Raw genomic sequence first — 15,492 nt, forward strand, 5'->3', positions numbered from 1 at the left:
GCGCGTGCGGGCGGCCGAGGTCACCCGCCGTCCGTCTTTTTGTCCTCGCCGGAGAGCGGGTCCTTCTCGTCGTACGCCGAGGTGCCGGCGTCGAGGAGCGGGGCCTCCCCCTTCAGGTGGGCGGGGGCGAAGGCCCGCAGGACGTGGTAGCCGGTGATGACCACCAGGGTGCCGAGCGCGATGCCGCCCAGTTCGAAGTTGTCGGTGATCTTCAGGCTGACTCCGCCGACGCCGATGATGATGCCCGCGGCGGCCGGGACCAGGTTGAGCGGGTTGCGCAGGTCGACCTTGGCGTTGGTCCAGATCTGCGCGCCGAGCAGGCCGATCATGCCGTACAGGATGACGGTGATGCCGCCGAGGACGCCGCCGGGGATGGCGGCGACGACGGCGCCGAACTTGGGGCAGAGGCCGAACAGCAGGGCGAAGCAGGCGGCGGCCCAGTAGGCGGCGGTGGAGTAGACGCGGGTGGCCGCCATGACGCCGATGTTCTCGGAGTACGTGGTGTTGGGCGGGCCGCCGACGGCGGTGGAGAGCACCGAGGCGGCGCCGTCGGCCGCGATGGCGGTGCCCAGCTTGTCGTCGAGGTCGTCGCCGGTCATCTCGCCGACCGCCTTGACGTGCCCGGCGTTCTCCGCGATGAGCGCGATGACCACGGGGAGCGCCACCAGGATCGCCGACCATTCGAAGCTCGGCGCGTGGAAGGAGGGCAGGCCGATCCAGTCCGCCTTCGCGACGCCCGACAGGTCCAGTCGCCAGTGGTCGACCGCCTCGGCTCCGCCGGCCGGGCTGTGGATCCTGCCGAGGACGAGGTCGAGCACCCAGGAGAGCAGGTAGCCGAAGACCAGACCGAGGAAGATGGCGATACGCGAGAGGAAGCCGCGCAGGCAGACCACGGCCAGGCCGGTGAAGAGCATCACCAGCAGCGCCGTCCACTGGTCCTGCGGCCAGTAGGTGGTCGCGGTCACCGGGGCGAGGTTGAAACCGATCAGCATGACGACGGCGCCGGTCACCACCGGCGGCATCGCCGCGTGGATGACGCGGGCGCCGAATCTGCGGACGACCAGGCCGGCGAGGAAGAGGACCACCGCCACGACCAGCACGGCACCGGTGACGGTGGCGCTGTCGCCGCCGCTCGCCCGGATCGCCGCCGCCACCCCGACGAACGACAGGGAGCAGCCCAGATAGCTGGGCACCCTCCCGCGCGTGGACAGCAGGAAGATCATGGTGGCGACACCCGACATCATGATCGCGAGGTTGGGGTCGAGCCCCATCAGGACGGGTGCCACGAACGAGGCGCCGAACATGGCCACGACGTGCTGGGCGCCGAGCCCCGCCGTCCGGGGCCAGCTCAGCCGCTCGTCGGGGCGTACCACGGCCCCCGGGGCGGGTGTCCGTCCGTCGCCGTGCAAGGTCCAGCGCACGCCGAGGCCCATGGTCGCTCCTTGTTGATCGCGAGAAGTCCGCTGAGATGGCCGAAACCCGAGGGAAACGCAGCGGGGGCGTCGCACCGTTCCGGCCCACCGGCGTGGGTGCCGGAGAAAATATCAGCCACATGGTAATGCCGCCCGGACCTCTCTCCGCGCCAGGACGGGCCGGACCGCCGTGTCACGCGGCCGGGGTGGCCGCTCATGCGCGCTGAGCGGTTGCTTAGAGTGGTGGGTGCAGACCCCGGCCGGCGGCCGTCCGGAGCCCGGCCCACCCTCGCGGGTGAGTCACTTTTCGGACATCCGTCGGCGGCCCGGTCCCCGCCCACCGGACAGGACCGCCCGCACCGGGACGCTCCCTCACCTTCCGCGCCCACCTCAGGAGACCGCCCGTGACCGCCGCCCCGCTCGCCGACGCGCCGACCGCCGCCGAGGCTTCCGGCGTCCTCGTCCCCGTCGAGGTCCACTTCGACGACCTGGACGCCCTCGGCCTCCTCCACAACGCCCGCTACCCGCTCCTCGTCGAGCGGGCCTGGGGCGCGCACTGGGCCGAGCGCGGTCACGCCTACGCCGGGGACTGGCACGCCGCGGGCGACGCCTGCAACGCGGTCAAGGAGTTCCGCATCTCCTACGAACTCCCGGTCACCCGTTCCGGCGGCCACGCCGTGCACCTCTGGCTGGAGCGCCTAGGCCGGACCGGGCTGACCTACGGCTTCCGGCTCTGCTCCGCCGACGGCCTCACCACGCACGCGCGCGGCCACCGGGTCCTGGTCCGGCTGGACCCCGACACGATGCGTCCCGCGCCGTGGACCGAGGAGTTCAGGAACGCGGCGCGTCCGCTGCTGCGGGGCTGACCGCGCCCTCGGCCACCGGAGCCCCACGGCCGGTCCGGAGCACCCCCGCGCCCACCACCAGGCCGAAGGCGAGCACCGTCACCAGCCCGAACGACACCACCAGCGAGGAGAGGTCGGCCACCCCGCCGATCGCCGAGGGCGCGATCAGCCCGGAGGTGTACGTGATGGTGGCGACGCCCGCGATGGCCTGCGCCGGGCGCGGGCCGCTGCGGGCCGCCGCCGCGAAGGCCAGCGGCACCACCACGGCCACGCCGAGGCCGATCAGCCCGAACCCGGCCAGCGCCGCCACCGTGCCGGTCGAGGCCACCACGAGGACCCCGCCCGCGGTGGCCAGCACGCCGCCCACACGGACCGTCCCCACCGGTCCGAACCGGTCCACGACGCGGTCGCCGCTGAGCCGCGCCACCGCCATGGTCAGTGCGAACGCCGTGGTGGAGGCGGCCGCGACACCGTGCGAGCCGCCGAGCACGTCCCGCAGGTAGACGCCGGACCAGTCCATCGCCGCGCCCTCCGCGAAGACCGCGCAGAAGCCGACGGCGCCGATCAGCAGCGCGGACCTCGGCGGCAGCGCGAACCGCGGCGGCGGCGTCTCGTCGGGCTCGCTGCGGACGTCCGGCACCCCCTGGCACACCGCGACCGCGAGCGCCGTCAGCACCAGGGCGGCGCCGGCGTGGTGCAGCCGGGCGTCCACGTGCAGGTGGGCGGCGAGCGTCCCGGCCGCCGAGCCGAGCAGCGCGCCCACGCTCCACATACCGTGCAGCCCCGACATCACCGACCGGCCGATCCGGTTCTCGACCTCCACGCCCAGCGCGTTCATCGTCACGTCCGACATCCCGGCGCTGGCCCCGTAGACGAAGAGGGCCAGGCAGAGCGTGAGAAGGCTCGGGGCGAGTGAGGGCAGAGCCAGGGAGAGGGTCCACATGGCGACCAGGGCGCGCAGCGCCGCCCGGGAGCCGAACCGGTGGCTCACCGACCCGGCCAGCGGCATCGCCAGCGCGGCGCCGACGGCGGGGAAGGCGAGCGCCAGGCCCAGCTGTCCCGCGCTGAGCTGGGCGTGTTCCTGGATCCACGGCACCCGGGTCGCGAAGCTCCCCGTCACCGCGCCGTGCGCGCAGAAGACGGCGGCGACGGCGTACCGGGCCCGCCGCACACCGCCGTCCTTCACCGGTGTGTCCGCGTCCGCTGTCATCGGGTTCCCCTCCTGGATGGAACGGCACGGACCCGCCCCGGACGGACCGGTCGCCCTGCCGGGCGGTAAACTATCAGGAACCCTGCCTGATAGATAAGTTGTTTCTGGAAGGATCGCGGCATGCCCGCCTCACCGCGCACCGCCCGGGTCATCAACGACCGGCTCGCCCTGGACCATCTGCTGCGCGAGGGCCCGCTGACCGCGGCCCGCCTCAAGGAACTGACCGGCCTCTCCCGGCCGACCGTCGCGGATCTGGTCGAGCGCCTCACCGAGGCCGGGCTGATCCGGGTCGTGGGGGAGAGCGGCGCCGACCGGCGCGGGCCCAACGCCCGCCTCTACGGGCTGGTCGCCGAGCGCGCCCACCTCGCCGCCCTCGACGTACGGACCAGCGGCCTCGCCCTCGTCGTCACCGACCTCCTCGGCACCCCGCTCGCCGAAGCCCGGCTGCCCATCGACGGCGGCCTCGGGACGGTGCCCGCCGTGGAACGCGCGGTCGGCCTCCTCGACACAGCGCTCGCCGAGGCCCGCGTCGAGGCGCTGCACAGCGTCTGCGTCGGCGCGCCCGGCCTGGTCGACCCGGCCACCGGCGAACTGCGCGACTCCACCGGGCTGCCGGGCTGGCACCGGCGCCTGGTCCGCGCCCTCCAGGGCCACCGCTCCGCCCGCGTCCTGGTCGAGAACGAGACCAACCTCGCCGCCGTCGCCGAACGCCGCCACGGCGCGGCCCAGGACCACGACACCTTCGTGCTGCTCTGGCTCGGCCACGGCGTGGGCGCCGCCGTGGTCCTCGACGGGGTGCTGCGTCGCGGGGCCGGGGGAGGCGCGGGCGAGATCGGCTTCCTGCCCGTCCCGCTGACCTCCTCGCTGCCCAGCGCCACCGACTGCGGCGGTGGCTTCCACTCCCTGGCCGGAGCCTCGGCCGTGCACGACCTGGCCCGCCACCACGGTCTGCCCGTCGCCGGGGCGCGCGAGGACGCCGACGGCCGCGACGAGCCCGTCTCCGCGACAGCCGTCCGCGCCGCACTGGAGGCGGGCGCCGCCGGAGAGCTCTTCCTCGACGCCCTGGCCGACCGGGTCGCCCTCGGCGTCGCCGCCGTCGCCGCCGTACTGGACCCCGGCTGCGTCGTCCTCGCCGGGGAGACCGGCGAGGCCGGCGGGGAGGCCCTGGCCGCCCGTGTCGGCAAACGCCTCGCCACCCTCTCCCCGCTGCGCACCGACGTCCGGGCGACCCGTCTCGGCGGCAGGGCCGTCCTGGCCGGCGCCCTCCTGGCGGCCCAGGAGGAGGCGCGGGAGGCCGTCTTCTCGCCGGAGGCGACGTAGGCGGCCGCGTCCGGTCCCCGACCGGACCGTCCCGCACGCCGATCCGCCGGACAGCCGGTCAGGTGGCTGACCACGCCGGACTCCGCGAGCCCCCCGGACCCCTCCGGCTCAGCCTCTCCCGCCCCGGCCGGCGTTCAGCCCGGCCGGGCTGAACGCCGGGAAGCGGCGCCCGGGCGGCCAGGGCCGCCGAGCGCCGCGGACCACCCCGGCCCGGCACCGGCGTTCGCGGCCGGCCGTGACGGCCACCGGCACCGAGGCGTCGGCCGGCGGCCCCGCCCCCCTCGGCCGGCGGCCCCGCCCCCCTCGGCCGGCGGCCCCGCCCTGGCGTGCGGCCCCGCCCTGGCGTGCGGCCCCGCCCCGGCCGGCGGCCCGGCGCCGACCGCCCCGGCCACGCCGGAGAGCCCCAGCCCTCAGGCCCCCCGCTCCGACAGGAACTCCTCGAAGGTGACCGAGCCCCGCACCCCGCCGGGGGCCAGGTGCTTCCCCGACCGGAACGCCCCGTACGTGCGCCCGGCCAACGGCACCTCCACCATCCGCCGCTCCTTGCCGGAGGCGGCCACCCATGCCTCGGCCAGTGACCGCAGGTCGCGCACCTCCGGGCCGCCCATGTCGGGCACCCGCCCCGCGGGTGACCCGAGCGCCAGTCCGGCGAGGCGTCCCGCCACCTCCTCGACGGCCACGGGCTGGTCCTGGAGCCCCTTGGGCAGCAGCATCACCGGCGGCCGCCCCAGTGCCCGCAGCACGGAGCGCACCAGGTCGTGGAACTGGGTGGCCCGCAGCACGGTCCACCCGATGCCGGACTCCTCGACCATCCGCTCGACCTTGTGCTTGACCCGGTAGTACGGGTACGGCACCTGGTCCACCCCCACGATCGAGATGTACACCAGGTGCTCCACACCGGCCCGGCGCGCGGCGGACAGCAGGTTCCCCGCCGCCTCGTCGTCGCCGCCCATGGGGGAGGAGGCGACGTGCACGACCGTCCCGACCCCGGCCAGGGCCGCGTCCAGGCCCTGCCCCTTGCGCAGGTCGACCGGATGGTGCGGATCGCGCCGGCTCAGCACCCGTACGTCCTGCCCCTCCTCGCGCAGCCGCGCCACCAGCGGCCGCCCCAGGGTCCCCGTCCCGCCCGTGACCATCATCGTCGTCATGGCTGCCAGCCTGGCAGCAGCGGGGCGGGGCCGCGCGCCGGCCGGGGCTCCTGTGAGTCGGACCACAGGCGGACGACGGCCCTTGACCGGCGTGGCACACTGGCGGGAGTAGTCAAGCAGCGCACTCCGGGGTCGGTGTAATTCCGAACCGGCGGTAACAGTCCGCGACCCGTCCGCATCCAGTGGGCGGTTGACCAGGTGGAATTCCTGGACCGACGGTGAAAGTCCGGATGGGAGGCAGTGCGCGGCGGGCGAGGACGTGCCGCCGTGGTGCCGTTTCCGCGGGAGAGATCCCACGGGACGGTTCCTTCCGGTGTCGTGCGTGCCGTCGTCCGTCTCGCTGTCCTCGTGACAGGCCCCGGAGTCCGTGCCCGAAAGAGGCAGGAGGACCCGGGTGGCCGGCCCCCAGGTGAACGAGCGGGAGCGCGCCGCGATGAGCCGCGCCCTCCGACTGGCCGCGCGCGGCCTCGGCACCACCAGCCCCAACCCCGTCGTCGGCTGCGTCGTCCTCGACGCCCGTGGCGAGCGGGCGGGCGAAGGCTGGCACCGCCAGGCGGGTGGCCCGCACGCCGAGGTGCACGCCCTGCGGGAGGCGGGGGGCCGGGCGCGGGGCGGCACCGCCCTCGTCACCCTGGAGCCCTGCAACCACACCGGCCGCACCGCCCCGTGCGCCCGGGCCCTCGTCGAGGCCGGGGTGCGCCGTGTCGTGTACGCGGTCGCCGACCCCGACCCGCGGGCCGAGGGAGGCGCCGCCACGCTGCGAGCCGCGGGCGTCGAGACCGCCGCGGGCCTCCTCGGCGAGGAGGCCGAGCGGGTCAACGCCGCCTGGCTCACCTCGGTGCGGCGCGGCCGCCCGCACATCACCTGGAAGTACGCGGCCACCCTCGACGGCCGCACCGCCGCCGCCGACGGCACCAGCCGCTGGATCACCTCCGCCGAGGCCCGTGCCGACGTCCACCGGCTGCGCGCCGAGGCCGACGCGGTCCTGGTCGGCTCCGGCACCGCCCGGGCCGACGACCCGCACCTCGCCGCCCGGCTCCCGGCCCCCGCGCCGGACGCCCCCGCGCCCGTACAACCGCTGCGCGTCGTCCTCGACACCACCGCCACCGCCGTACGCCCCGGCGCCCGCGTCCTCGACGGCGCCGCCCCCACCCTGGTCGCGGTGGCCGGGGACGCCGACGCCGGACACCTCGAGGACCACCCGCACGCCAAGGTGCTGCGCCTGCCCCGCGCCGGCGGCGGGCTCGACCTCACCGCGCTGCTCGACGCCCTGCACGCCCGCGAGGTCCGTTCCGTGCTGCTGGAGGGCGGCGCCCGGCTCGCCGGCGCCTTCGTCGCCGCGCGGGCCGTCGACCGGGTCGTCGGCTACCTGGCGCCCGCGCTGCTGGGCGCCGGGCCGCAGGCACTGACGGACGGCGGAATCTCCACCATCGCCGACGCGTTGCGACTCGACATCACCGACGCCCGCCGCATCGGACCCGACCTGCGGATCACCGCCGTCCCCGCCACCCCCCTCACGAAGGAGCACTGAGTGTTCACCGGAATCGTCGAAGAGCTCGGGGAAGTCACCGCCGTGCGGGATCTCGGTGACGCCGCCCGTTTCCGGCTGCGCGGCCCGGTCGTCACCGAAGGGGCGCGGCACGGTGACTCCATCGCCGTCAACGGCGTCTGCCTGACCGTGGTCGACCACGACGGTGACTCCTTCACCGCCGACGTCATGGCCGAGACACTCGCCCGTTCCAGCCTCGGCGCGCTCGCCCCGGGCTCCCGCGTCAACCTCGAACGCCCCACGGCCGTCGGCGGCCGCCTCGGCGGTCACCTCGTCCAGGGCCACGTCGACGGCGTCGGCACCCTCACCGCCCGCGAGCCCTCCGAGCACTGGGAACTGGTCACCGTCTCCCTCCCCGCCCCCCTCGCGCGGTACGTCGTGGAGAAGGGCTCCATCACCGTGGACGGCGTGAGCCTGACCGTGGTCGAGGCGGGCGAGGAGCACTTCACCATCAGCCTCATCCCGACCACCCTCGCCCTGACCACCCTCGGGCTCAAGCAGCCCGGCGACCCGGTCAACCTGGAGGTCGACGTGATCGCCAAGTACGTCGAGCGGTTGCTCGGCGACCGCGCCGCGCCCGCCGCGCCCCCCGCGAGCGCCGAGGAGGCCCGGTGAGCGCCTTCGACTGGCTCAACTCCGAGGCGTTCACCGCCTTCGGCCAGCACGTCATCTGGTCCGACATGGCCGGCAACACGATCGGTCTGGCCGCCCTCGCGCTCGGCTGGCGCCGCTCCATATGGACCTGGCCGGCCCAGTTCCTCTCCGGCCTGATCCTGGTCGGCGCCTACGCCTCGGCCCAGCTCAGCGGCGGCGTCGGCAAGCAGCTCCTGGTCATCGGCGTCGCCCTGTGGGGCTGGCGGCAGTGGACCCGGGGCAGGCAGCAGGCCCAGGACGGCTCCATCGCGGTCCGCTTCGCCACCTGGCGCGAGCGCGGCCTGCTGCTCGCCGGGACGGCCGCCGGCACCCTCGCCGTCGGCCTCCTCTTCAGCGCCGTGCCGGCCCTCTCCTGGAACCCCTGGCCGGACGCGTACATCTTCGTCGGCACCCTCGCCGCGATGGTCGCGCAGGCCCGCGGGCTGGTGGAGTTCTGGTTCGCCTGGCTCCTCGTCGACATCGTCGGCGTCCCCCTCGCCTTCAGCAGCGGCCTGGCCTTCTCCGGCCTGGTCTACGTGATCTACCTCGCCCTCGTCCTGTGGGGCATGCGCGACTGGTGGCAGCGCTCCCGCGCCGCCACCGCCGCGCTGGAAGGAGCACCGGCATGAGTGCTGGCCACGACAGCTACGACCCCGCCGCGCCCGGTGAGGGACGGCTCCTGCTCGACCCGGTGGAGCAGGCCGTCGCCGACATCGCCGCCGGACGGCCCGTCGTCGTGGTGGACGACGAGGACCGGGAGAACGAGGGCGACCTCGTCCTCGCCGCCGAGAAGGCCACCCCCGAGGTCGTCGCCTTCATGATGAGCGAGTGCCGCGGGCTGATCTGCGCCCCCCTGGAGGGCCCCGACCTGGACCGCCTCGACCTGCCCCAGATGGTCGCCACCAACACCGAGTCCATGCAGACGGCCTTCACCGTCTCGGTCGACGGCTGTGGCGCCCACGGCGTCACCACCGGTATCTCCGCGGCCGACCGCGCCACCACCCTGCGGCTGCTCGCCCACACCGCGACCACCCCCGGCGATCTGGTCCGCCCGGGCCACGTCTTCCCGCTGCGCGCCAAGCCCGGCGGTGTCCTGGTCCGGCCCGGCCACACCGAGGCCGCCGTCGACCTCGCCCGGCTCGCCGGACTGCGACCCGCCGGCGCCATCGTGGAGATCGCGGGCGAGGACGGCACCATGCTGCGCCTGCCCGAGCTGGTGCCCTTCGCCCGTAAGCACGGACTGTCGATCATCTCCATCGAGGACCTGATCGCCTACCGGCGCAGCAGCGAGCCGACCGTCCGCCGCGAGGCCACCGTCCACCTGCCGACCGCCTCCGGCGACTTCACCGCCCACGGATACCGCTCCACCGTGGACGGCGTCGAGCACGTCGCGCTCGTCCACGGCGACCTCGGCGACGGCGAGGACATCCTGGTGCGGCTCCACTCCGAGTGCCTGACCGGGGACATCTTCCACTCCCAGCGCTGCGACTGCGGCCCCCAGCTCCAGCAGTCCATGGACCGTGTCGTCGAGGACGGCCGGGGCGTCGTCGTCTACCTCCGCGGCCACGAGGGACGCGGCATCGGCCTGCTCTCCAAGCTCCGCGCCTACGAACTCCAGGAGCTGGGCCGCGACACCCTGGACGCCAACACCGAGCTGGGCCTGCCCGCCGACGCCCGCGACTACGCGGCCGGCGCGCAGATCCTCACCGACCTCGGCGTCCGGAGCCTGCGCCTGCTCACCAACAACCCGGACAAGTCCGACGCGCTGGCCCGGCACGGCCTGCGGATCACCGGCCGCGAACCGCTGCCGGTCCAGGCGGGCGAGCACAACCTGCGCTACCTGCGTACCAAGCGCGACCGCATGGGCCACGACCTGCCCTGGCTGGAGGGCCGTCCGCCGGCCCCCACCGGCTCCTGCGGCAGCCAGTAGACGCACGCGCCTCCCGAACACGTGCACCCGGCGCACGTCACCCAAGACACCCACCACGATCCATCCACTGCGACCGCGAGGAGAAGCGAGTGAGCGGCAAGGGCGCCCCCGAACTGAGTGTGAAGAACTGCCAGGACCTGCGGGTCGCGGTGATCGCCGCGCAGTGGCACGAGCAGGTCATGGACGGGCTGGTCGACGGCGCCCTGCGCGCCCTGGGCGAACTGGGTATCAGCGAGCCCACCCTGCTGCGCGTCCCCGGCAGCTTCGAACTCCCCGTCGTCGCCAAGGTGTTGGCCTCCCGGGGGTACGACGCGATCGTCGCCCTCGGCGTCGTCGTCCGCGGCGGCACCCCCCACTTCGAGTACGTGTGCCAGGGCGTCACCCAGGGCCTCACCCAGGTCTCGGTGGACACCGGCGTCCCCGTCGGCTTCGGCGTGCTCACCTGCGACACCGAGGAGCAGGCGCTCGACCGGGCCGGCATCGAGGGCTCCCGCGAGGACAAGGGCCACGAGGCGGTCACCGCCGCCGTGGCCACCGCGGCCGCGCTGCGGACCGTCGCCGAACCCTGGCGCTGACCGGTCCCAGGAAGCGCGTAGGGTGGGGGACACCATGTCCAAGAAGACGTTCGAGGAGCTCTTCACCGAGCTCCAGCAGAAGGCCGCGCACGGCGACCCCGGCACCTCCCGCACCGCCGAACTGGTGGACAAGGGAGTCCATGCCATCGGCAAGAAGGTCGTCGAAGAGGCCGCCGAGGTGTGGATGGCCGCCGAGTACGAGGGCAAGGAAGCCGCCGCCGAGGAGATCTCCCAGCTCCTGTACCACGTACAGGTGATGATGGTCGCCCGCGGCATCTCCCTCGACGACGTGTACGCCCATCTCTGAGCGCCCCACCCCGCGCTCCCGCACCACCTCCCCGTACCGCACTCTCCCGCACGAAGGGCCCGACCTCATGCTGCGCATCGCCGTCCCCAACAAGGGTTCCCTCTCCGGACCTGCGTCGGCGATCCTCCATGAGGCCGGCTACCAGCAGCGCAAGGAGTCCAAGGAACTCGTCCTGGTCGACCCGGTCAACGAGGTCGAGTTCTTCTACCTGCGCCCGCGCGACATCGCCATCTACGTCTCCACCGGCCGCCTCGACATCGGCATCACCGGCCGCGACCTGCTGGTGGACTCCGGCGCCGACGCGGAGGAAATCCTTCCGCTCGGCTTCGCCCGGTCCACCTTCCGCTTCGCCGCCCGTCCCGGGACCGCCGAGAGCGCCGAGGACCTCAAGGGCAGCGTCGTCGCCACCTCCTACGAGGGCATCGTCGCCCGGCACCTGGCCGAGCGCGGCGTCGACGCCTCCGTCGTCCACCTGGACGGAGCCGTGGAGACCGCCATCGAACTGGGCGTCGCGCAGGTCATCGCCGACGTGGTGGAGACCGGCACCTCGCTGCGCAACGCGGGCCTGGAGGTCTTCGGCGAGCCGATCATGCACTCCGAGGCGGTCGTCATCCGACGCACCGGCGCCGGCGCCGAGGACGCCGCCGAGCCGAAGGTGCAGCAGTTCCTCCGCCGCCTCCAGGGTGTCCTGGTCGCCCGGGCCTACGTGATGATGGACTACGACTGCCGCGCCGAGCACCTGGAGCGGGCCGTCGCCCTCACCCCCGGTCTGGAGTCGCCCACCGTCTCCCCGCTGCACAACGAGGGCTGGGTCGCGGTCCGCGCGATGGTCCCCGCCAAGGACGCCCAGCGGATCATGGACGACCTCTACGCCCTGGGCGCCCGCGCCATCCTCACCACCGCCATCCACGCCTGCCGGCTCTGAGCAGCCCCGGCACGACGGACCCCCGGAGCCAGCCATGAGCACCGAGCACGGCACCCCCGAACTCCCCGCGCTGCCGGTCGTCTTCCGGCCCGCGAAGACCAGGGCGGTGCTGATCGTCGCCGCGGTCGCGCTGTTCGTCGTGGTCAGCGCCGTCGCGCTGCTCCTGGACAGTCTCAGCCCGGCCGAGAAGACCAGCTTCGTCTTCACCGCCGCCCTGCTCGCGGGCATCCTGGTCCTGCTGGCCAGGCCCCGCGTGCGGGCCGACGAGGACGGGCTGACCGTCGTCAACATCACCCGGGTCCGGCGACTGGCGTGGGCGGAGATCGTCCGGGTCAACCTGCGCTCCGGGGACGCCTGGGTCTTCCTCGACCTGAGCGACGGCACCAGCATGCCCGCTCTCGGCATCCAGCCGGGCAACGGCCGGGCCGCCGCCGTCCGCGACGCCCGCGTCCTGCGGGCACTGGTCGACCGCCACTCCTCCGAGCTGCCCTCCGGCGGCTGAGAGTTTCCCGCCGCCGTCCGCCCGCCGCCGCTCTCAGAGCGGCGGCGGGTTCCGCGGACCGCGCCCCGACAGCACCTCGCCGTACGCCTGCATCAGGTCCGGCAGCCGGAGCGTCGACAGGTCCTCCCGGCCGGGGGACCGCGGGAAGCCGGTCAGCCGCAGGTCCCGGTAGGCGCAGCTCTTCTCGTACAGGGTGCGCAGGAAGCGGCCGTTGCCCAGCTCGTCGATCCAGCCCTGCTCCACCACGTGCCCGCTGATGGAACGCAGCTCCTCCAGCGCCTCCTCGTCCCAGCCGTCGCCGTTCTCCGCGGCCAGCACCCCGCCGATGGCGGTCAGTTCGGACGGCCGGTACGAGGGGAAGTCGACGCGGGTGGTGAAACGCGAGCCGAGTCCCGGGTTGGCGGTCAGCAACTGGTCCATGCCCTCCGGGTACCCGGCCAGGATCACCACCAGGCGGTCCCGGTTGTCCTCGGCCCGCTTCAGCAGCACCTGGAGCGCCTCGTCGCCGTAGGCGTCGCCGCGCCCGTAGGCCCCGTTGGAGAGGCTGTACGCCTCGTCGACGAAGAGCACCCCGCCGAGCGCCGAGTCGATCAGCTCGTTGGCCTTCACGGCGGTCTGGCCCAGGTACTCGCCGACCAGGTCGGAGCGCTGCGCCTCCACCAGGTGGTCCCCGCCGAGCAGCCCCAGCGCGTAGAAGACCCGGCCCAGGATGCGGGCCACCGTGGTCTTGCCGGTGCCGGAGGGGCCGGAGAAGACGAAATGGCGCTTCGGGGGCCGTACCGGCAACCCCTGCCCGGCCCGCAGCCGGGCCATGCTGAGCTGTGCCGACAAGGCTTTGACCTGACGTTTCACCGGCTCCAGCCCCACCATCCGCTCCAGCTCGGCGAGCGCCTGCTCGAGCGCCACCGGGTCGGCCGAGCCGGTCGGCAGCCACCCGCCGGCAGGCCGGGCGGAGGCCGGCTTCTCCCGCGCGGTCTCCGGCGGGACCGGGAGGGACACCGGGTCCGGGACGGCCTCCGTCCGCAGCTCGCGGCCGCCCGGCTCCGTGCCGGGGACCGGCTCCGCCTGCTCGGGGGCCTCCGTGTTCTGCGCCACCGCCACGGTGGAGAGGTCCACCGCGTCGGCCAGGTCGGCGTACCCGTCGCCCTCGGTGATGGCCGCCAGCCGGGCGGCGGTGTCCATGAAGGCGGGGTCCACCCGGTGCACGGCCCGGTACAGCGGCAGGGCGGCCGCCGACCGCCCGGTGCCCTCGTGGGCGCGGGCCAGCCAGTACCGCAGCTCCTTGCGCTGCGGCTGCTCGCTGCGGCAGCGCATCAGCGCAGCCGAGAGCAGCGGCTCGGCGTGCCCGAACATCTCCAGCCGGACCCGCGCCATGCCGCCGAACAGCCCCGCCTCGATGCCCAGCAGCGGATCCTCGCGCAACGGGTCGGTGTGCCGTACCAGTTGCTCCCAGTCCTTGACCAGGTAGGCCCGGCAGGCGTGCAGGAAGCGCACCTGCGGGTCGGCCTCGACCGGCGTCAGCCCCGCCAGTGCCCGGTCCAGCTCGGGCACGTGGCGCCCGTCGAGCCAGTGCGAGGCGTGCGCGAGTAGCAGGTCCCGGCCGCTCTCCAGTACGGGCTGTACCCACCAGCCGAGCCAGTACCAGGAGTTGAGGGTGCGGCGGTGGCGGGCGCGCTGCTCGCCGAAGCGGTCGCGATGCTCGTACATGTGCAGCAGCGCGGTGGTGGTGTCGATGCGCAGGGCGTGCAGCCCCAGCCAGCCGTCCGCCATCCGGGGGTCCAGCCGGACCGCCTCCCGGAACTCCTCCTCGGCCTGCGGGTACGCGCCCATCGTGTAGGCGTCGACCCCCCGCAGCCAGGCGAGGTCGGCCGGGGCCCGAGAGCCCTGCGTGCCGAAGTCCATCACGTCCCCCACAAACTGCCCCCTGGTGTCCCGCCGGCCTCGGCGGACGACTGCTGCTCCAGCCAACCACCTTCCCGCGCACGGTCGTTGTCCGCCGGGCGGCGAGCCGCCCGAGGTCGCACCGAGGGGCATCGTACCCGTGGGAGAGGGGTGGCCGAAGGGGAAGCGGCCGGGCCCGGGGCGCGGGGCGGCGGGGCCCGGCGGCCTCCGAGGTGACACCGGGTGATCAGGTGCTTGCGCAAAGCGGTACGAAGTGGCGGCGCGGGCAGAACGAAGCCCCCGGTCACGGGGGAACAACCGGGGGCTTCGTGTCGGTGGGAGCGGTCGCGCGCGACCGCTCCCACAGAACGTATGACCTGCACGGGGCCCTGGTCAAGCGGTCGCGCGCTCTTGCTGACGGCCTCTCAGCCGAGATCGGCGCAGCGCGGACGCGCCGTCACCCACGGTCACCGGCACGGCGGTCGAGGTGACCGCGGCCGGGGCCGGAAAGAAGTGCCGGTTCCGCCGCGCCGTGCCGCACCAGGGTGTCGGCGAAGGGCCGCGAGGGGTCCGAGGCGAAGTGCCGCCGCTCGGCCGGCATCCACCCGCGCCAGAAGGCTGCCTGCTCCGGCCCGTCCCGCCGCTCACCGCGCAGGTGGGCGGTGAGCGCGGGTACGTCCATCCACAGCAGCCGGGCCAGCACCGGCCGCACCGCGCGGCGGCCGGCGCCGACCCCCTCGATCAGGACGACCGGGGCCGCGGGCAGGGGCCTGGCCGGACCGAACGCGCGGCGCCGCCAGTCGTAGGGCCGGTACCGCGCCTCCTCGTCCCGGCTGAACGGCGCGAGGACCTGCGTGCGCAGCCGGGCCGTCCAGGCGAACAGCTCCTCGTGGCTGGCGAGGTCGTCCAGGTGGAGCACGGGCGCCCCACCGAGCGCCTCGGCCAGCCGTCCGGCGAAGGTGGTCTTCCCGGACCCGGCGTGCCCGTCCACGGCGACGAGCCGGACCGGACCGAGGGAGGGCGGCGCGGCCCGCAGCTCGGCGGCGAGGCGGGGGAGCGGGCCGGCCGGGCCGGACTGGTGGGCGGGGTCCTGTCGCACCGCGCCAGCGTACGGGGGCCGGATCCGGCGGGACGGTGCGGGTGGTGCGGTACGGCCGGGCGCCCGCGCCGCCGCCCGGGTGGGGCGCGGGCGCGGGTCCGCGCGGCGCGGCGCCGACGCCAGTGGTTCAGGCCAATATTGGTCCGTCCCTGGCAG

15 protein-coding genes and 1 riboswitch are annotated in these 15,492 nt (G+C 74.6%); of the genes, 10 read left to right on the forward strand and 5 right to left on the reverse strand.

Annotated elements, in window-relative coordinates; genetic code table 11:
• Positions 1 to 20: 20 nt before the first annotated feature.
• On the reverse strand, positions 21 to 1,433 hold the full coding sequence (locus Sdia_RS14080) for a uracil-xanthine permease family protein (RefSeq protein ID WP_100455849.1): 1,413 nt from the start codon (positions 1,431 to 1,433) through the stop codon (positions 21 to 23).
• A 383-nt stretch (positions 1,434 to 1,816) separates the two neighbouring features.
• Here Sdia_RS14080 and Sdia_RS14085 point away from each other — a divergent pair, with 383 nt between their 5' ends.
• Entirely contained in the window at positions 1,817 to 2,278 is a 462-nt protein-coding gene (locus tag Sdia_RS14085; RefSeq protein WP_100455848.1) for an acyl-CoA thioesterase, read from the forward strand.
• Here the strand turns inward: Sdia_RS14085 and Sdia_RS14090 are convergent.
• On the reverse strand, positions 2,244 to 3,467 hold the full coding sequence (locus Sdia_RS14090) for an MFS transporter (RefSeq protein ID WP_100455847.1): 1,224 nt from the start codon (positions 3,465 to 3,467) through the stop codon (positions 2,244 to 2,246). The two genes, Sdia_RS14085 and Sdia_RS14090, sit on opposite strands and share 35 nt — an antisense overlap.
• Positions 3,468 to 3,587: 120 nt before the next feature.
• Between Sdia_RS14090 and Sdia_RS14095 the strand changes: the two genes are divergently transcribed.
• The gene (locus Sdia_RS14095) at positions 3,588 to 4,787 is read left to right on the forward strand and encodes an ROK family transcriptional regulator (RefSeq protein WP_164378311.1); all 1,200 of its coding nucleotides are present in this window, start codon (positions 3,588 to 3,590) and stop codon (positions 4,785 to 4,787) included.
• A 410-nt stretch (positions 4,788 to 5,197) separates the two neighbouring features.
• On the opposite strand, the gene Sdia_RS14100 is transcribed toward Sdia_RS14095, so the two are convergent.
• Positions 5,198 to 5,935, reverse strand: a complete 738-nt coding sequence (locus Sdia_RS14100) for an SDR family oxidoreductase (RefSeq protein WP_100455845.1) — start codon at positions 5,933 to 5,935, stop codon at positions 5,198 to 5,200.
• Positions 5,936 to 6,052: 117 nt separating this feature from the next.
• Positions 6,053 to 6,183: riboswitch (FMN riboswitch) on the forward strand.
• A 146-nt stretch (positions 6,184 to 6,329) separates the two neighbouring features.
• Between Sdia_RS14100 and ribD the strand changes: the two genes are divergently transcribed.
• The 8 genes from ribD to Sdia_RS14140 all read left to right on the forward strand — a co-directional run bounded on the left by ribD (position 6,330) and on the right by Sdia_RS14140 (position 12,356).
• On the forward strand, positions 6,330 to 7,466 hold the full coding sequence (ribD, locus tag Sdia_RS14105; protein ID WP_100455844.1) for a bifunctional diaminohydroxyphosphoribosylaminopyrimidine deaminase/5-amino-6-(5-phosphoribosylamino)uracil reductase RibD: 1,137 nt from the start codon (positions 6,330 to 6,332) through the stop codon (positions 7,464 to 7,466).
• Positions 7,467 to 8,099 (forward strand): riboflavin synthase, encoded by a 633-nt coding sequence (locus Sdia_RS14110; protein ID WP_100455843.1) that lies wholly within the window; start codon positions 7,467 to 7,469, stop codon positions 8,097 to 8,099.
• Positions 8,096 to 8,746, forward strand: a complete 651-nt coding sequence (locus Sdia_RS14115) for a nicotinamide mononucleotide transporter family protein (RefSeq protein WP_100455842.1) — start codon at positions 8,096 to 8,098, stop codon at positions 8,744 to 8,746. The genes Sdia_RS14110 and Sdia_RS14115 overlap by 4 nt, the downstream gene beginning before the upstream one ends.
• Positions 8,743 to 10,047, forward strand: a complete 1,305-nt coding sequence (locus Sdia_RS14120) for a bifunctional 3,4-dihydroxy-2-butanone-4-phosphate synthase/GTP cyclohydrolase II (protein ID WP_100455841.1) — start codon at positions 8,743 to 8,745, stop codon at positions 10,045 to 10,047. The genes Sdia_RS14115 and Sdia_RS14120 overlap by 4 nt, the downstream gene beginning before the upstream one ends.
• 89 nt (positions 10,048 to 10,136) lie before the next feature.
• Complete coding sequence (gene ribH, locus Sdia_RS14125; RefSeq protein WP_100455840.1) at positions 10,137 to 10,622, forward strand: 6,7-dimethyl-8-ribityllumazine synthase; 486 nt, start codon at positions 10,137 to 10,139, stop codon at positions 10,620 to 10,622.
• A gap of 34 nt (positions 10,623 to 10,656) precedes the next feature.
• Entirely contained in the window at positions 10,657 to 10,929 is a 273-nt protein-coding gene (locus tag Sdia_RS14130) for a phosphoribosyl-ATP diphosphatase (RefSeq protein WP_100456107.1), read from the forward strand.
• Positions 10,930 to 10,996: 67 nt separating this feature from the next.
• The gene (hisG, locus tag Sdia_RS14135) at positions 10,997 to 11,854 is read left to right on the forward strand and encodes an ATP phosphoribosyltransferase (protein ID WP_100455839.1); all 858 of its coding nucleotides are present in this window, start codon (positions 10,997 to 10,999) and stop codon (positions 11,852 to 11,854) included.
• A 34-nt stretch (positions 11,855 to 11,888) separates the two neighbouring features.
• Positions 11,889 to 12,356 (forward strand): PH domain-containing protein, encoded by a 468-nt coding sequence (locus Sdia_RS14140; RefSeq protein WP_100455838.1) that lies wholly within the window; start codon positions 11,889 to 11,891, stop codon positions 12,354 to 12,356.
• Between the two features lie 33 nt (positions 12,357 to 12,389).
• Here Sdia_RS14140 and Sdia_RS14145 read toward each other — a convergent pair whose 3' ends face one another.
• The gene (locus Sdia_RS14145; protein WP_124288502.1) at positions 12,390 to 14,258 is read right to left on the reverse strand and encodes an AAA family ATPase; all 1,869 of its coding nucleotides are present in this window, start codon (positions 14,256 to 14,258) and stop codon (positions 12,390 to 12,392) included.
• A gap of 436 nt (positions 14,259 to 14,694) precedes the next feature.
• Positions 14,695 to 15,336, reverse strand: coding sequence for a uridine kinase family protein (locus Sdia_RS14150; RefSeq protein WP_189500376.1), 642 nt, complete (start codon positions 15,334 to 15,336; stop codon positions 14,695 to 14,697).
• Positions 15,337 to 15,492 lie beyond the last annotated feature (156 nt).

This window comes from Streptomyces diastaticus subsp. diastaticus (assembly GCF_011170125.1).
GTDB classification, from domain to species: domain Bacteria; phylum Actinomycetota; class Actinomycetes; order Streptomycetales; family Streptomycetaceae; genus Streptomyces; species Streptomyces diastaticus.

Bases quoted from the DNA above. Each gene is read 5' to 3' on its own strand.
- Sdia_RS14080 (WP_100455849.1), bottom strand. From the start codon at position 1,433: ATGGGCCTCGGCGTGCGCTGGACCTTGCACGGCGACGGACGGACACCC.
- Sdia_RS14090 (WP_100455847.1), bottom strand. From the start codon at position 3,467: ATGACAGCGGACGCGGACACACCGGTGAAGGACGGCGGTGTGCGGCGG.
- Sdia_RS14095 (WP_164378311.1), top strand. From the start codon at position 3,588: ATGCCCGCCTCACCGCGCACCGCCCGGGTCATCAACGACCGGCTCGCC.
- Sdia_RS14100 (WP_100455845.1), bottom strand. From the start codon at position 5,935: ATGACGACGATGATGGTCACGGGCGGGACGGGGACCCTGGGGCGGCCG.
- Sdia_RS14120 (WP_100455841.1), top strand. From the start codon at position 8,743: ATGAGTGCTGGCCACGACAGCTACGACCCCGCCGCGCCCGGTGAGGGA.
- Sdia_RS14130 (WP_100456107.1), top strand. From the start codon at position 10,657: ATGTCCAAGAAGACGTTCGAGGAGCTCTTCACCGAGCTCCAGCAGAAG.
- hisG (WP_100455839.1), top strand. From the start codon at position 10,997: ATGCTGCGCATCGCCGTCCCCAACAAGGGTTCCCTCTCCGGACCTGCG.
- Sdia_RS14140 (WP_100455838.1), top strand. From the start codon at position 11,889: ATGAGCACCGAGCACGGCACCCCCGAACTCCCCGCGCTGCCGGTCGTC.
- Sdia_RS14145 (WP_124288502.1), bottom strand. From the start codon at position 14,258: ATGGACTTCGGCACGCAGGGCTCTCGGGCCCCGGCCGACCTCGCCTGG.